This is a genomic window from Neobacillus niacini, from assembly GCF_046591715.1.
In the GTDB taxonomy this organism is placed as follows: Bacteria; Bacillota; Bacilli; order Bacillales; family Cytobacillaceae; genus Neobacillus; species Neobacillus niacini_L.
Window position 1 is genome coordinate 615,279 of record NZ_JAWVNQ010000001.1, and the last position, 15,369, is coordinate 630,647.

Annotated in this window: 18 protein-coding genes; 14 read left to right on the forward strand and 4 right to left on the reverse strand. The window is 38.0% G+C overall.

Going from position 1 to position 15,369, the window contains the following annotated elements:
* Positions 1 to 82: 82 nt before the first annotated feature.
* A complete protein-coding gene (locus tag SFC47_RS03135; RefSeq protein WP_411252790.1) occupies positions 83 to 535 on the forward strand; it encodes a hypothetical protein in 453 nt (150 codons plus the stop codon).
* A 110-nt stretch (positions 536 to 645) separates the two neighbouring features.
* Here the strand turns inward: SFC47_RS03135 and mreBH are convergent, their stop codons facing one another.
* A complete protein-coding gene (mreBH, locus tag SFC47_RS03140) occupies positions 646 to 1,653 on the reverse strand; it encodes a rod-share determining protein MreBH (protein WP_411253610.1) in 1,008 nt (335 codons plus the stop codon).
* Positions 1,654 to 1,984: 331 nt separating this feature from the next.
* Between mreBH and miaA the strand changes: the two genes are divergently transcribed.
* The 3 genes from miaA to spoVK all read left to right on the forward strand — a co-directional run bounded on the left by miaA (position 1,985) and on the right by spoVK (position 4,271).
* Complete coding sequence (gene miaA / locus SFC47_RS03145) at positions 1,985 to 2,941, forward strand: tRNA (adenosine(37)-N6)-dimethylallyltransferase MiaA (protein ID WP_411252791.1); 957 nt, start codon at positions 1,985 to 1,987, stop codon at positions 2,939 to 2,941.
* A gap of 26 nt (positions 2,942 to 2,967) precedes the next feature.
* Positions 2,968 to 3,198 (forward strand): RNA chaperone Hfq, encoded by a 231-nt coding sequence (gene hfq, locus SFC47_RS03150; RefSeq protein ID WP_034672853.1) that lies wholly within the window; start codon positions 2,968 to 2,970, stop codon positions 3,196 to 3,198.
* Positions 3,199 to 3,320: 122 nt separating this feature from the next.
* A complete protein-coding gene (gene spoVK, locus SFC47_RS03155; RefSeq protein WP_411252792.1) occupies positions 3,321 to 4,271 on the forward strand; it encodes a stage V sporulation protein K in 951 nt (316 codons plus the stop codon).
* A gap of 36 nt (positions 4,272 to 4,307) precedes the next feature.
* Here the strand turns inward: spoVK and SFC47_RS03160 are convergent, their stop codons facing one another.
* The gene (locus SFC47_RS03160) at positions 4,308 to 4,913 is read right to left on the reverse strand and encodes a trimeric intracellular cation channel family protein (RefSeq protein WP_411252793.1); all 606 of its coding nucleotides are present in this window, start codon (positions 4,911 to 4,913) and stop codon (positions 4,308 to 4,310) included.
* Between the two features lie 168 nt (positions 4,914 to 5,081).
* Between SFC47_RS03160 and hflX the strand changes: the two genes are divergently transcribed.
* The 4 genes from hflX to glnA all read left to right on the forward strand — a co-directional run bounded on the left by hflX (position 5,082) and on the right by glnA (position 9,536).
* A complete protein-coding gene (gene hflX, locus SFC47_RS03165) occupies positions 5,082 to 6,350 on the forward strand; it encodes a GTPase HflX (RefSeq protein ID WP_411252794.1) in 1,269 nt (422 codons plus the stop codon).
* A 4-nt stretch (positions 6,351 to 6,354) separates the two neighbouring features.
* On the forward strand, positions 6,355 to 7,626 hold the full coding sequence (locus SFC47_RS03170) for a methionine gamma-lyase family protein (protein WP_411252795.1): 1,272 nt from the start codon (positions 6,355 to 6,357) through the stop codon (positions 7,624 to 7,626).
* A gap of 143 nt (positions 7,627 to 7,769) precedes the next feature.
* On the forward strand, positions 7,770 to 8,171 hold the full coding sequence (locus SFC47_RS03175; protein ID WP_411252796.1) for a MerR family transcriptional regulator: 402 nt from the start codon (positions 7,770 to 7,772) through the stop codon (positions 8,169 to 8,171).
* Positions 8,172 to 8,201: 30 nt separating this feature from the next.
* Positions 8,202 to 9,536, forward strand: a complete 1,335-nt coding sequence (glnA, locus tag SFC47_RS03180) for a type I glutamate--ammonia ligase (RefSeq protein ID WP_411252797.1) — start codon at positions 8,202 to 8,204, stop codon at positions 9,534 to 9,536.
* 49 nt (positions 9,537 to 9,585) lie between these two features.
* On the opposite strand, the gene SFC47_RS03185 is transcribed toward glnA, so the two are convergent.
* A complete protein-coding gene (locus SFC47_RS03185; RefSeq protein ID WP_095251706.1) occupies positions 9,586 to 9,870 on the reverse strand; it encodes a DUF4257 domain-containing protein in 285 nt (94 codons plus the stop codon).
* A 170-nt stretch (positions 9,871 to 10,040) separates the two neighbouring features.
* The gene (gene lexA, locus SFC47_RS03190; RefSeq protein ID WP_411252798.1) at positions 10,041 to 10,664 is read right to left on the reverse strand and encodes a transcriptional repressor LexA; all 624 of its coding nucleotides are present in this window, start codon (positions 10,662 to 10,664) and stop codon (positions 10,041 to 10,043) included.
* Positions 10,665 to 10,822: 158 nt separating this feature from the next.
* Between lexA and yneA the strand changes: the two genes are divergently transcribed.
* From yneA to SFC47_RS03220, 6 genes are all read left to right on the forward strand, one after another.
* Positions 10,823 to 11,146, forward strand: coding sequence for a cell division suppressor protein YneA (gene yneA / locus SFC47_RS03195; protein WP_411252799.1), 324 nt, complete (start codon positions 10,823 to 10,825; stop codon positions 11,144 to 11,146).
* Positions 11,147 to 11,155: 9 nt separating this feature from the next.
* The gene (locus SFC47_RS03200) at positions 11,156 to 11,812 is read left to right on the forward strand and encodes a YneB family resolvase-like protein (RefSeq protein ID WP_411253611.1); all 657 of its coding nucleotides are present in this window, start codon (positions 11,156 to 11,158) and stop codon (positions 11,810 to 11,812) included.
* 147 nt (positions 11,813 to 11,959) lie between these two features.
* On the forward strand, positions 11,960 to 12,190 hold the full coding sequence (locus SFC47_RS03205; RefSeq protein ID WP_411252800.1) for a DUF896 domain-containing protein: 231 nt from the start codon (positions 11,960 to 11,962) through the stop codon (positions 12,188 to 12,190).
* A gap of 177 nt (positions 12,191 to 12,367) precedes the next feature.
* On the forward strand, positions 12,368 to 14,371 hold the full coding sequence (gene tkt / locus SFC47_RS03210; RefSeq protein ID WP_411252801.1) for a transketolase: 2,004 nt from the start codon (positions 12,368 to 12,370) through the stop codon (positions 14,369 to 14,371).
* A gap of 238 nt (positions 14,372 to 14,609) precedes the next feature.
* Entirely contained in the window at positions 14,610 to 15,050 is a 441-nt protein-coding gene (gene sirA, locus SFC47_RS03215) for a sporulation inhibitor of replication protein SirA (RefSeq protein ID WP_411252802.1), read from the forward strand.
* Between the two features lie 77 nt (positions 15,051 to 15,127).
* Complete coding sequence (locus SFC47_RS03220) at positions 15,128 to 15,349, forward strand: YneF family protein (RefSeq protein ID WP_095251700.1); 222 nt, start codon at positions 15,128 to 15,130, stop codon at positions 15,347 to 15,349.
* Positions 15,350 to 15,369 lie beyond the last annotated feature (20 nt).

Here is a 15,369-nt window from a genome sequence, read left to right on the forward strand (position 1 = left end):
GATTTTACGAAAAAGTACTTATATTTGTATGAATTATAGTGTAAAATTACACTATAAGGGAGATTTATAAGGAGGTGGGGACGTGGCAATTTTTGCCCTCTTAAGTACTATTTTACCAATTGTAATTATTATTTTTGTAATCGTTTACGCTGTGAAAAACAAAGAAATGGGGGATGAAGCAGTGATACGTCATCTTTATACGTATTTAGTCTTGTTTGCGACACTTATGATGGTGATCGGCGGAGGAATATCAATTTTTATGGCGGCAGCCGATTTAGTTAGTCCGCCAGGTTATTATCAAAACTTCGAAGATTTTAAGCAGGTTTACCATGATCAGAAAGTTCCAACTGAGGAGAGTAAAAGCTTAACAGATGCTGAAATTCGTGATAGATATGATCAAATGATAAAGGATGATAAGAATCGTACGAGGGAGAATGCCAAAAATCAAATTATTAAGAGTTTAGGCTTTATTGTTATACCGCTTCCGATTTTCCTTTATTTTAATAATATGCGAAAACGTCAGAGTGATATATAGACATGGCGTAAATATAGCGAGTGCGTTTGGGGTCAATGCAGTCGGCCCTGCGATACTGAAAAAAAAAAAAAATAGCAAAAAGAGTGCACTCACGCACTCTTTTTTTCTATCTATTTCACCGCAGCAGGCAGCTTATGCATATATTTCAGAGCTTGTCCCGTTCCGATTGCCACGGATTCAAGCGGGTTGCTAGCTAACTGTACAGGAACAAAGATCTCCTTGCTCAGCCATTCTTCCATACCCTTCATTAAAGCTCCGCCGCCTGTAAGGATCACACCACGGTCCACAATGTCGCCGCTTAGTTCTGCTGGGCAGTCCTCAAGGGTTGCTCGAATCGCTTCTAAAATATGAGATAACGATTCTTTCAAGGCATTTCTAATTTCATAGGATGATAGGGTAACTGTCTTTGGCAGCCCAGTCACAAGGTCACGGCCTCGAACTTCCATAGTCAATTCTTCGTGATCGACGAGTGCATACCCAATTTCCATTTTGACATTTTCAGCTGTTCGGTCACCAATCAAGACATTATATTCCTTTCGGACATGTTGAATGATTTCCTCATCGAGACGGTCTCCGCCAATTTTAATTGAATGGCAGGATACAACTCCGCCGAACGATATAATCGCTACCTCTGTATTCCCGCCGCCAATATCAACAACCACATTGGCTACCGGCTCATCAACAGGCATTCCAGCACCAATTGCAGCTGCTACTGGTTCTTCAATTAACTGGATTTTTTTTGCACCTGCATTTCTCACAGCATCTTGAATCGCTCTTCTTTCTACACTTGTTGAACCGGATGGTGTACAGATTACAACATTCGGCTTGCGAATGGCAAAGCCGACGGATTTAGAAGCTTTTCGCATGATATGCTTCAGAAGTTCGGTTGTTAAATCATAATCGGCAATGACCCCTTCTTTTAAGGGCCTGACAGCAATTATTTTCTCAGGCGTTTTTCCGATCATTTCTTTCGCTTCTGTACCAAAAGCGACAAGCTTTTTTGTATCAGTATCAATCGCAACCACTGAAGGTTCGTTTACAGCGATTCCTTTATTTTTACTATAGACTAATATATTAGCTGTTCCTAAATCGATTCCAATTTCAAAGTTTGATAACATCATCTTCACCTAATTTCCCTATTTTTCGACAATTAGTCATTTGACTAGTCATCTTTCTACAAAATAAGCTACGATTAAGACTACCACGAACTTGGGGGTAAAACCTTGTTTGTAAATGAATCGTTATAGGAATGTAAAGTTGTAAAGTAAATTTATTAGTTTGTCTTAAATGTAATAAATTAAAAATCCTTGGCAAAAGGATGCATATAAAACATATTTTTTGATTATACTTATTTGATGTTCAACTGCTTTTAAAATATATGTTAGGATGTTAGTGTGACATGGTTCTTTGCCATCACGTAAATAAAGAAAAAAGGGCAGTGTGAAAATATTGGATCCAAAACAGAAGCTATTAGTCATTATTGGTCCAACAGCAGTTGGAAAAACAAAGTTAAGCATAGAACTGGCTAAACGTTATAATGGCGAAATTATCAGCGGCGATTCCATGCAGATTTATAGAGGTATGGATATCGGAACTGCTAAAATAAAATCCGAGGAAATGGAGGGGGTTCCCCACCATTTAATTGATATTAAAGAGCCGGATGAAAGTTTTTCAGCAGCAGAATTCCAACAGCTTGTTCGAGCGAAAATATCTGAAATTACCTCGAGAGGGAAGCTTCCTATCATCGCAGGCGGGACGGGACTTTATATTCAAGCCGTCATTTATGATTATCAGTTTTCAGATGCAGCTGGCGATGAGGCATATCGTTTGCAGCTTGAACAGAGGGCAAAAGAAATTGGAAATGAGGCGCTTCACTGTGAATTAGAGAAAATTGACCCTGAAAGTGCAAGTCAAATACATCCAAATAATGTGAGAAGAGTTATTAGGGCACTTGAAATTTATCATTGTACTGGTAAGATTATGAGTGAACATCAAATGAATCAAGAGCCAGATCTTCTCTACGAAACAGCCATCATCGGTTTGACCATGGATAGGGAAAAGCTTTATGAACGGATTAACATTCGAGTGGACATGATGATATCCGAAGGGCTTCTAGAAGAAGTCTCAGAGCTGCACAAACAGGGATTCAGAGATTGTCAATCCATTCAAGCAATTGGCTACAAAGAAATCTATGATTATTTAGATGGTAAGGTTAGTTATCAAGATGCCATTGAAAATTTAAAACAAAATTCAAGGCGGTATGCCAAAAGGCAACTAACTTGGTTTCGTAATAAAATGGATGTAGAATGGTTTAATATGACAAATGTCTCAGAATTGTCAAAAAAAATAACTGAAATTTCATGTTACATTGAAGGAAAGCTACAAGTAAAATCGAATACATATTAGTAGAGATAAAAGAGGAGGATATACAAATGAAAACCACTATCAACATTCAGGACCAATTTTTAAATCAGTGCCGCAAGGATAATACCCATGTTACGGTTTTCTTATTAAATGGATTCCAATTGAGAGGCCAAATTAAAGGCTTTGATAATTTTACAGTCCTTTTTGAATCAGAAGGAAAACAGCAGTTGGTTTACAAGCATGCCATTTCAACATTTGCACCGCAAAGAAATGTTCAGCTTGACTTAGATGCACAATAATCTTTACCAGACTTGAGCCCATGAAATATACGGGGCTCTTTTTTATTTTTATAATGAAAAGCTAATTGGATGAATACACATAAATGAAGGAGTATTGCTTTATTGAATGAGAGGTGAAGGCTTTGGACCAACCGATTCGCATGAAGAGTAATGGACAAATAACGGTTTCGCTCAACTCCCAAAAGAGAAAGTCATTAACGAAAGAGCTCCCTGTTCCTCAAGTTGTTCCAAAGGTTATTCCCCCGGAGCACGCGGCATTAAAAGAAATCGAAGACGAGCTCGGGGCATTAGTGGGTATGGAAGAAATGAAACGAATGATAAAAGAAATTTATGCTTGGATATTCGTGAATAAAAAACGGGAAGAAGCAGGGATGAAGGCAAGAAAACAAGCCCTTCATATGATGTTTAAAGGAAATCCTGGAACCGGAAAAACAACCGTTGCCCGATTAATTGGCAAGCTCTTCTTAAAAATGAATGTACTTTCAAAAGGACACTTAATTGAGGCAGAACGAGCAGACCTTGTTGGAGAGTATATTGGTCATACTGCTCAAAAGACACGGGACTTAATTAAAAAAGCACAGGGTGGAATACTGTTCATTGATGAGGCTTATTCACTTGGCCGCGGCGGAGAAAAGGATTTCGGAAAAGAAGCGATTGATACGCTGGTTAAGCATATGGAAGACAAACAGCACGAATTTATTCTTATATTGGCTGGGTATTCTCGAGAGATGGATTATTTCTTAACCTTAAATCCGGGGCTGCATTCCCGTTTTCCATTGGTTATTGATTTTCCCAATTATTCAATTGATCAATTGATGGAAATTTCAGCTCGGATGTTGGAAGAGAGAGAATATAGCTTAAGTCATGAAGCGGAGAAAAAATTAAAGGATCATTTAATTTGGGTAAAATCCGTTCTCAATCCAAATAGTTTTTCTAATGGCCGTTATGTTCGGAATATTATTGAAAAATCCATTCGTGCTCAGGCTATGCGGCTTTTGCTGCAGAATAGCTTCGACAAACACGAATTAATGACTCTTCGAAGCAATGATTTAATCTTCGAGGAAGACACATAAGCATAAAAAATCGGCGGACTATTTCCCGCCGATTTATTAATGTGCACCGAGTCTTCTTGATGGCAGTTTCCAATCAAAGGTGTAGGAAAGTACCCGCAGTGCCGTAATGATAATAAATAATATATAAAACTCCCAAGGGCTATCAGGAATTTTCAATCCAATGATTAGTCCGGCTAGAATGGCCCAAACTGCATAAATTTCTGCTCGTAAGACAATAGGTTTTCTGCCTGCGAGTAGATCGCGAATAATACCTCCGCCAATTCCCGTTAACACAGCCGCTACAATGACTGCACTTATCGGATGGTCCATATTCGCTGCGTAAATAGCGCCTTGAATGGCAAATGCAGACAAGCCGATGGCATCAAAGAAGTTCCCCCATCTTTGCCAATGGCGTAACAAATTAGCTGGAAACAAAATTACTGCTGTGATCGATAGTAAGGCGAATTGGAAAAACAGACCCTGTTCCCATAAAGCAGAGACGGGGACCCCAATTAATAGATTCCGTATCGCACCCCCGCCAAATGCAGTGACAACCCCTAGAATATAAACACCTAAAATATCATATTCTTCTTCCATAGCGACTATAGCACCACTAACGGCAAAAGCAATTGTACCAATAATACTTAAAACATCCCATGTCATTTTGTTCTGTTTCTCCTCGAAGTGATTTACATTTATTTTTAAATTTTCAGCAAACAATATGATTTTAACACGGAGGTATAAATTATCAACATAAATTTTCAAAAATTAGGGTATTACCAGCTTTTTTGGTATGATGGTGAAAGAAAATTCATGAAAGCAGGTGTTGGTATGGAACAAGAAGTGAGCTTAGAAAAAGCAATCTTAGTTGGCTGCCAAACGCAAACAATGGATGATAACAGGTTTCAATATTCTATTGAAGAGCTTGCTGCCTTAACCCAAACAGCTAAAGGCGAAGTTCTTATGACTGTTGTTCAAAAAAGAGAGCGTATCCACTCAGCACTGTATATAGGTAAAGGAAAAGTAGAAGAACTTAAGACACTAGTTGATGAGACAGAAGCAGATTTAGTCATTTTTAACGATGAACTTTCTCCGAGTCAAAAACGAAATCTTTCTTCTGAGTTAAATGCACGAATTATTGACCGAACACAGCTAATCTTAGATATCTTTGCACAAAGAGCAAGGTCCAAAGAAGGGAAACTCCAGGTTGAACTAGCGCAGCTTCATTATTTACTTCCTCGTCTTGCCGGGCAGGGTACAGCATTATCAAGATTAGGTGCAGGTATTGGGACAAGAGGACCTGGGGAAACAAAGCTTGAGTCAGACCGCCGTCATATTCGCCGGAGAATCGACGAAATTAAGAGTCAGCTTGCTGTAATTGTGCAGCACCGCGAACGGTACCGTGAGAGAAGAAAGAAAAACAAAACATTTCAAATCGCTATTGTCGGCTATACAAATGCGGGCAAATCGACACTATTTAATCGCATGTCTGAAGCGGATTCGTTTGAGGAAAATCAATTATTTGCTACATTAGATCCTATGACAAGAAAGCTGATTTTGCCAAGTGGATTTCAAACCTTAATCACAGATACAGTTGGGTTCATTCAAGACCTTCCAACCGCATTGATTGCAGCTTTCCGTTCGACTCTTGAAGAGGTTAAAGAAGCGGACCTGCTTTTACATGTAGTGGATATGTCAAATCCGGACTATTTTCAGCATGAAAAAACAGTGAATAAGCTTCTTGAGGACTTGGAAGTTAAGGACATTCCACAGATAACCGTCTATAATAAGAGGGACATTAAGCACCCTGACTTTGTACCAACAACAAACACTCCTCTAATATTTATCAGTGCCTATGACAAAGAGGACCGAAATGAACTGAAAAGAAAAATCGAAAAAGTAATTATTGAAATGATGGATCAATACCAGGTTAGTATACCTTCAACAGAAGGGAAGCTGCTTTCACAATTAAAAAATGAGACAATTGTAAGAGAACTGGTCTTTGATGAGGAAAAAGAGCTTTATCAATGCCGAGGCTTTTCTCTTCCTGATCATCAAGTTTCCGGACAATTACAGAAATACAAAAAGAGAATGGAGTAACAGCATGTTTCAAGAGTTAAAAAATGGGGAAAAGCTTCAACAAATTGTAAGAAATGTAGAACAACAGATTTTAGAGGTACATAAAGGAATAGAGGAAAGGATCGAGAATAATCAATTTCGTGTACTAAAGAGCTATCAAAAACACAGAGTAAGTGATTCTCACTTTATTCCAACTACAGGATATGGATATGATGATATCGGCAGAGATACATTAGAACTGATTTATGCAGATGTTTTTGGAGCGGAGGCAGGTCTTGTTCGTCCGCAAATTATCTCTGGAACCCATGCTATTTCCATCGCTTTATTTGGGATTCTTCGGCCTGGGGATGAACTATTGTATATAACAGGAAAGCCATACGATACCCTTGAAGAAATAGTTGGGATCCGTGGGAACGGTGTTGGTTCTTTAAAGGAATTTGGGATTTCTTATGATAGTGCAGCACTAACAGATGAAGGAACAATTGATTGGAATGCGGTTGCCTCCAAAATTAAAAGCAATACGAAAATGATAGGAATTCAACGTTCAAAAGGGTATGCAAATCGCCCCTCTTTTACCGTGGCACAAATCAAAGAAATGATTTCATTTGTAAAGGAAATAAAAGAGGATGTTATCGTTTTTGTCGATAACTGTTATGGGGAATTCGTTGAGGAAATCGAACCCTGCCATGTAGGAGCAGATTTAATGGCAGGTTCTTTGATTAAGAATCCTGGAGGCGGCATCACGAAAACTGGTGGATACATTGTCGGGAAAAAACAATATGTTGAAGCCTGTTCTTATCGAATGACATCACCAGGGATCGGGGCGGAGGCTGGCGCTTCCCTATACAGTCTTCAAGAAATGTATCAAGGTTTCTTTTTGGCGCCGCATGTAGTGGGGCAGGCGTTAAAAGGTGCCGTTTTTACCGCTGCACTTCTTGAAAGGCTAGGAATGAATTCTTCCCCTAAATGGGATTCAAATAGAACGGATTTAATTCAATCCGTGCAATTTGATGACAAGGACAAAATGATTGCTTTCTGCCAAGCCATTCAGTTTGCTTCACCAATTAATTCACATGTGACAGCGTACCCAGCTTATATGCCAGGTTACGAGGATGATGTGATTATGGCGGCTGGAACGTTTATTCAGGGTGCAAGTATTGAACTGACAGCAGATGGACCAATTCGACCTCCTTACGTTGCCTATGTTCAAGGCGGCTTAACCTATTCTCATGTAAAAATGGCCGTTTGTATTGCGGTCGATTCTTTAATTGAAAAAGATTTGATTGAATTAAACTGAAGAAATTTACAAAGGATAACTCTAAGAAGTTGTCCTTTTTTATGTGTAAAAAACCATGTTAGGAAACCTAACATAAGATTGACATCTTTTCTAACACGCAATATAATAGCAATATAAATTAGAAAAAAGAGAGGAGAAATACAATGAGTGGAAAAGAAATACGCCGCTCAATGCCACTATTCCCAATCGGAACGGTCATGCAGCTAACAGAATTAACAGCTAGACAAATCCGATACTATGAAGAGCATCAATTGATTTCTCCAGCAAGAACTGATGGGAATAGAAGACTATTTAGTTTAAATGATATTGATAGTCTATTAGAAATTAAGGATCTTATTGATCAAGGAGTAAATATGGCTGGTATTAAACAGCTATTCCTAATCAAGGACCAACAGGCTACCGGTATTCAAGCGCAAGCTGAGAAAGCCAAACAGGAATTAACCGACGAACAACTGCGAAATCTCCTTAGACATGAATTGCAGCAAGCTGGAAGATTTAATCGTTCGTCACTCAGGCAAGGGGATATGTCACGATTTTTCCATTAAATTTTATTAAATTATTTGGGGGTAATAAGGATGACAAGGTTTACAAGAGAAGACATTAAGAGGTTGGCACAAGAAGAGAATGTTAAATTTATTCGTTTGCAATTCACAGATATTCTAGGAACAATTAAGAACGTAGAAATCCCGGTCAGCCAATTGGAAAAAGCTTTGGATAATAAAATGATGTTTGACGGATCTTCTATCGAAGGTTTTGTACGTATTGAAGAGTCTGATATGTATTTATATCCAGATTTGAATACATGGGTGGTATTCCCGTGGACAGCTGAAAAAGGTAAAGTTGCTCGTTTAATCTGCGATATCTATACAGCAGAAGGAAATCCATTTGATGGTGACCCTCGTAATAACTTAAGAAGAGTATTGAAAGAAATGGAAGAACTAGGATTTACAGACTTTAACTTAGGACCTGAGCCAGAATTCTTCTTATTTAAATTAGATGAAAAAGGTGAACCAACACTAGAATTGAACGACCAAGGCGGTTATTTCGATTTTGCTCCAACAGATTTAGGAGAAAACTGCCGTCGTGATATCGTACTAGAACTAGAAGAAATGGGCTTTGAAATTGAAGCTTCTCACCATGAAGTAGCACCAGGTCAGCATGAAATTGATTTTAAATATGCAGATGCATTAACAGCGTGTGACCAAATTCAAACATTCAAATTAGTAGTAAAAACCATTGCTCGTAAGCACGGTTTACATGCAACGTTCATGCCAAAACCATTGTATGGAGTAAACGGTTCTGGAATGCACATGAATCTTTCATTATTTTCTAATGGCAAAAATGCATTCTTCGAGCCAACTGGCGACTTAGAAATGAGCGATACAGCTCGTCAATTTATTGCAGGTATCCTTAAACACGCTCCAAGCTTTACAGCGGTTACCAACCCAACTGTAAACTCTTATAAGCGTCTGGTACCTGGTTATGAAGCACCTTGCTACGTGGCATGGTCTGCTAGAAACCGTTCACCATTAATCCGTATTCCTGCTTCTCGCGGCTTAAGTACTCGTGTAGAAGTAAGAAGCGTTGACCCAGCTGCTAACCCATATCTAGCAATGGCTGTTCTATTAAAAGCAGGTCTAGATGGAATTAAAAATAAAATGACTCCACCAGCTCCAGTTGACCGTAACATCTATGTAATGAGCAAAGAAGAGAGAATTGAAGAAGGAATCATCGATCTTCCAGCAACTCTAGCTCAAGCACTAGATCAATTAAAGTCCGACGAAGTAATCGTAGCTGGTTTAGGAGAGCATATCTTCGAACACTTCATTGAGGCAAAAGAGATTGAGTGGGATATGTTCCGTACCGTTGTACACCCTTGGGAACGTGACCAATATATGAGCATGTATTAAAAAAAAATAACCCAGTATGGATAATCCATACTGGGTTATTTTATTTCTTTTATTTTTCATTTTTTTCATTTAGTAATTTAAATTTGGTGAGTATAATATCACTGCTAATCCCTACAAGTACCGATACTAAAATATTCTCAACTAATGAATTTGGAGTTGTGTAAATCACCACGAGGAGACAAGCAACTAAGCACAGCAGTATTTCTTCTAGAAAACCTAGATAAATAAACTTCTTTGTTTTACGAGGCATGATGATTTTTCCGTGCTTTCGTACATGACTGATAATTCCTACTGATCCACCAATAACCATTGAGAAAATAATGTCCTTCAACACTGTTTTCACACTCCTTAAGCCTGGATTTTTTGACCTAAGGTTAAATCTTGGTGTAATACCATTATACAAATAGTGGAAACTAAATAGAATGAGTAAATATTCATATTTTTGCATATACTTCCAAAAATAAACAAAAAAAGAGCAGATTGAGAAAAATCTGCTCTTTTTACTTAATGAATATGACGGTAAACACCAATAACTTTTCCAAGTATTGAAACATTTCTTAATATGATTGGATCCATGGTAGAGTTCTCAGGCTGCAGGCGAATGAAGTCTTTTTCTTTAAAGAATCGCTTACAAGTAGCTTCGTCCTCATCTGTCATAGCAACGACGATATCACCATTATTAGCAGTTTGCTGCTGTCTTACAATCACGTAATCTCCATCAAGAATTCCGGCCTCTATCATACTCTCACCCATGATTTCCAGCATAAACACTTGCTCATCGGCAGGTGCCAGGCTTTCAGGGAGAGGAAAATACTCTTCTACGTTTTCAATTGCGGTTATGGGCAGACCAGCCGTTACTTTACCTACGATAGGTACATTGACGACATTGTTTCTTGGGATATTGATAGTTTCATCTGCTTCTAATATTTCGATGGCTCTCGGTTTTGTCGGATCTCTTCTAATTAGTCCCTTACTCTCTAAACGTGCTAAATGACCATGGACAGTAGAACTAGAAGCTAGCCCGACCGCTTCTCCGATTTCTCTTACGGAAGGTGGATAGCCTTTTTTCTTTACTTCCCCTTTAATAAACTCAAGGATATCCTGCTGGCGCTTAGATATTTTTGTCATAATAGATACACCTCGCCCTATTTAATATGTAATTTAATTATAGCATGTTCGCTTTTTTTATACAAACATAAGTTCGAATTGTTGTTGACAACAAACAAACGTTCGGACTATAATGAAAACATATAAAGCGAACATATATTCTGAATAGGGGTTTGATTATGAAAAAAATATGGGAAAAATACTCTTATGCAATTTTATTAATGATCTTAAGCTGCTCATTAGCTTTTATCTTATCATTACGTTTTAATTCAAATGTTGATGAGGAGTTTGTTACAATTACCATTTCTGAAGGGGACTCACTGTGGGAAATTGCTGATGAATACTCGCAACAACATTCATTCTCGAATCATGAGTTTATCAGCTGGGTTAAGCGGCATAACGATATTGAAGGAGATAAAATATTTCCAGGAGAAGAAATCACAATACCAGTCAACCTTGAAGTTGGTTCTTTAACAGAATACGCAAGCGCAGCTGAGGAGTAATAATAGATGATAAATGCTGTAATATACTGCAGGGTGAGTACAAATAAAGAGACCCAGGAAACATCACTAAAGCGTCAAGAAGAGGAACTAATTAAGCTGGCCGGTCAATATCATTTTAATGTGGTTTCTATTATTAGAGAGCAAGCAAGTGGTTATGACCTAGAGAGGGACGGTATTCTTCAGTTATTAGACCTATTAAAAGAAAAAACGGTACAAGCGGTGTTAATTCAGGATGAAACTAGGCTTGGACGAGGGAATGCCAAGATTGCTCTGTTGCACGTTATGATGAAAGAGGGCGCTAAGCTTTATAGTATTTCTCATAATGGTGAGCTGCAGTTATCTGAAAGTGATTCCATGGTTCTGAAAATAGTTGGTATGGTCGAAGAATATCAGCGTAAGCTGCATAATATCAAAATCAAGCGTGGAATGAAGAGAGCAGTTGCACAAGGATATAAGCCGGAAAAAAATCTAAAAAATCTCGAAATCAATTCTGGAAGGGAAAAAATAGAGGTTCCCATTGAAGAGATTGTCCGTCTTAGAAAAAACAAATTAACTTTTTCGGAGATTGCGGCAACTTTAAGGGGTTTTGGATACAATATCTCTAAAGCAACTGTACATAGACGCTACCAAGAATCACAACAAACTATACAATCAGAAGATCAGTAGACCATTTGACTTGTCAGGTGGTCTACTTTTTAGTAAAATCAGTCTTTAGGTAATTACTGTGGTAAAGCTGCTGTTTTCCCTGTAATTGAACGTTATAAATACTAATAAGGTAAACCATAGTCCATCGAATTGAAAGGAGTGTTCTCCATGCTCTCGAAAGAAAAAATGGCAAGAATCAATGAGCTAGCTAGAAAAGCTAAATCAAACGGTTTAACAGAAGCTGAAGCGAAGGAACAATCTAATTTAAGAAGTGAGTATTTAACTACGTTTCGCAGTTCAATGCTTGATACATTAACCAATACCAAAATTATTGATCCAAAGGGAAATGACGTAACACCTAAAAAGATAAAAGATAGAAAAAAATATAATCTTCATTAATAAGGGAACATTTTGTTTCCCTTTACATATTACAACCGCTGCAGAGCTAAAATAAGAAAATGAAAGTATTTTAATTTGTTTAGTAATCAAATTAATTGTTGAATTAATACCGAGAGAACTATAATATTAGTGTTGTACTTATTTTTTTATCCTAGTGAATCAGGAGTGATTTGATTAATGTTTAATACTATTGATGATTTGTCAGTAACCTCTATTCGTACGCTTTCTATCGATATGATTGAAAAAGCAAATTCTGGGCATCCTGGAATGCCAATGGGTGCTGCACCTATGACCTATACATTATGGACACGTTTTATGAACCATAATCCAAAAAATCCAGAGTGGTTTAACCGTGACCGGTTTGTATTATCTGCAGGCCATGGATCTGCATTATTATACAGCATGCTTCATTTGTCAGGTTATAAGTTAACTATTGAAGATTTAAAACAATTCCGCCAATGGGGAAGTAAAACTCCAGGACACCCAGAGTATGGTCATACTGATGGAGTAGAAGCAACTACGGGTCCACTTGGACAAGGAATTGCAATGGCTGTCGGAATGGCAATGGCAGAGCGCCACACAGCGAGTGTTTATAATAAAGAAAACTATGAATTAGTAAACCATTTTACATATAGTATCTGTGGTGACGGAGATTTAATGGAAGGTGTTTCAGCCGAGGCTGCGTCGCTTGCAGGTCATTTGAAACTTGGACGTTTAGTGGTTCTATATGATTCCAATGATATTTCACTTGATGGTGATTTAAATAAATCCTTCTCTGAAAGTGTAAAGGATCGTTTCACTTCTTATGGCTGGCAATATGTTCGCGTAGAAGACGGAAATAATCTTGAAGAAATTGCAAAAGCACTGGAAGAAGCTAGAAGTGACCTTGATCGACCAACCATGATTGAAGTAAGAACAGTTATTGGCTATGGTTCTCCTAACCGAGCTGGAACTTCAGGTGTACACGGTTCTCCACTTGGAGCTGATGAGTTAAAGCTGACAAAAGAAGCTTATAAATGGACATTTGAAGAAGACTTCCATGTGCCAAGTGAGGTTTACGAAAACTTCCAAAACCTAATTGTTGAAAATGGTGCAAAAAAGGAAAAAGAATGGAACGACCTTTTTGCACAATATAAAAATGAATATCCTGAATTAGCAAATCAATTAGAAAAGGTATTGAAAAATGAGTTACCTGAAGGCTGGGATAAAGATATTCCGGTTTATAGCGAAGGAAAAGCACTGGCAAGCCGTGCCTCATCAGGGGAAGCTTTAAATGGTATTGCTAAGAACTTGCCTATCTTCATTGGCGGCTCTGCTGACCTGGCTGGATCTAATAAAACCATGATTAAAGGTACAGGGGACTATGCGCCAGGAAACTATGAAGGCCGAAATATCTGGTTCGGTGTTCGTGAATTCGCAATGGGTGCAGCTATGAACGGGATTGCTCTACATGGCGGAGTGAAAATTTTTGGCGGAACATTCTTCGTGTTCTCTGATTACTTGCGTCCTGCTATCCGTCTTGCAGCTTTAATGGGACTGCCAGTAACGTATGTATTTACTCATGACAGTATTGCGGTTGGAGAAGATGGTCCTACTCATGAGCCAATTGAACAACTTGCTGCACTGCGTGCTATGCCTGGCCTATCCATTATTCGTCCTGCAGATGGTAATGAAACGGCTGCTGCATGGAAGCTTGCGGTTGAGTCAACCAATAAACCAACTGCTTTAGTGTTAACTCGTCAAGATTTACCAACACTTAAAGATACAGATAAAAATGCATATGAAGGAGTTTCAAAAGGTGCGTACGTGGTATCTCCATCTGAAAGAGAAACACCAGATGCCCTTCTGCTAGCCAGCGGTTCAGAGGTAAGTTTAGCAGTTGAAGCTCAGAAAGCATTAACTGGTGAAGGTATCCATGTATCTGTTGTAAGCATGCCATCATGGGACCGCTTTGAACAACAATCTCAAGAATACAAAAACTCAGTTCTTCCTAAGAATGTGAAAAAACGTCTTGGAATTGAAGTCGGTTCTTCATTAGGCTGGCACAAATACACAGGTGATGAAGGAGATGTCCTAGCAATTGATACATTCGGGGCTTCAGCACCTGGAGAAAAAATTATGGAAGAATACGGATTTAGTGTAAGTAATGTAGTTGCACGTGTTAAGGCCCTTCTTCAATAGTAAATAGTTGTAACAAAGGGAACGACGTTATGTCGTTCTCTTTTTTTCTATTTTTGAACAATAGATGAATAATTCGGAGTGTTTATAACGCTTCTATTATTTGTAAGATATAATAAAATTTGTAAGAACCATATGATTTCGACAATAATAGTGTTTTTTCTTGCCAGTATAAGACAAATGTTTTGATAGTGTTTATTTATAATTGATAGAAAGGGTATTCAACGAAGGAGAGATCGTGGTGAGGAATTATCAGCTTTATCTAATAGAAGATGAATTTGCCGCCCATTACTTCGGAAGAGAGCGTATGTTTTATCAGCTTTTTCAGGAACATCATAAAGCAGACGGTGAACTGAAATTTATAACAAAGAAACAGATCTCTTATATAACAAAGTCTATAGAGGTTTTGAAAATACACCAGTTGATTCAAAAGCAGCTTGGAAAAAAGAAAGGTTTTCTGGCTGAACATGGTACATACTACATTGAATTAAGTGGAAAACTAAGTACAGCGAAATTAAGAGTCTTCCAAGATTTAATTACTATAGAGGCTTCTGGCAGTTATGAAGCTGAAACCATTTTCTTTGAAGTACTTAGAAAATGTGAATCTTCCTTTATGGCTCTAGATCTCGACCACCAACGGTTTGGTTGGTTAAAGCCTATAAAAGAAAGAAAATATGTCTAATCTTTTAAAAGAGAATATTGTATATTCCCGTTTTATTTAGTACACTGTATGATAGACAACATGAAGGAGGAAGTTTAATGGGTACAGGTTTATGGATTCTAGTTGTTGTACTAGCGTTAGTAGCTGGTGTAGCTCTAGGATTTTTCATTGCTCGTAAATACATGATGAGCTACTTAAAGAAAAATCCGCCAATTAATGAACAAATGTTAAAAATGATGATGATGCAAATGGGTATGAAGCCTTCTCAAAAGAAGATCAACCAAATGATGTCTGCTATGAATAAACAGCAAGGCAAATAAATAAATCAAGAAACCACTTA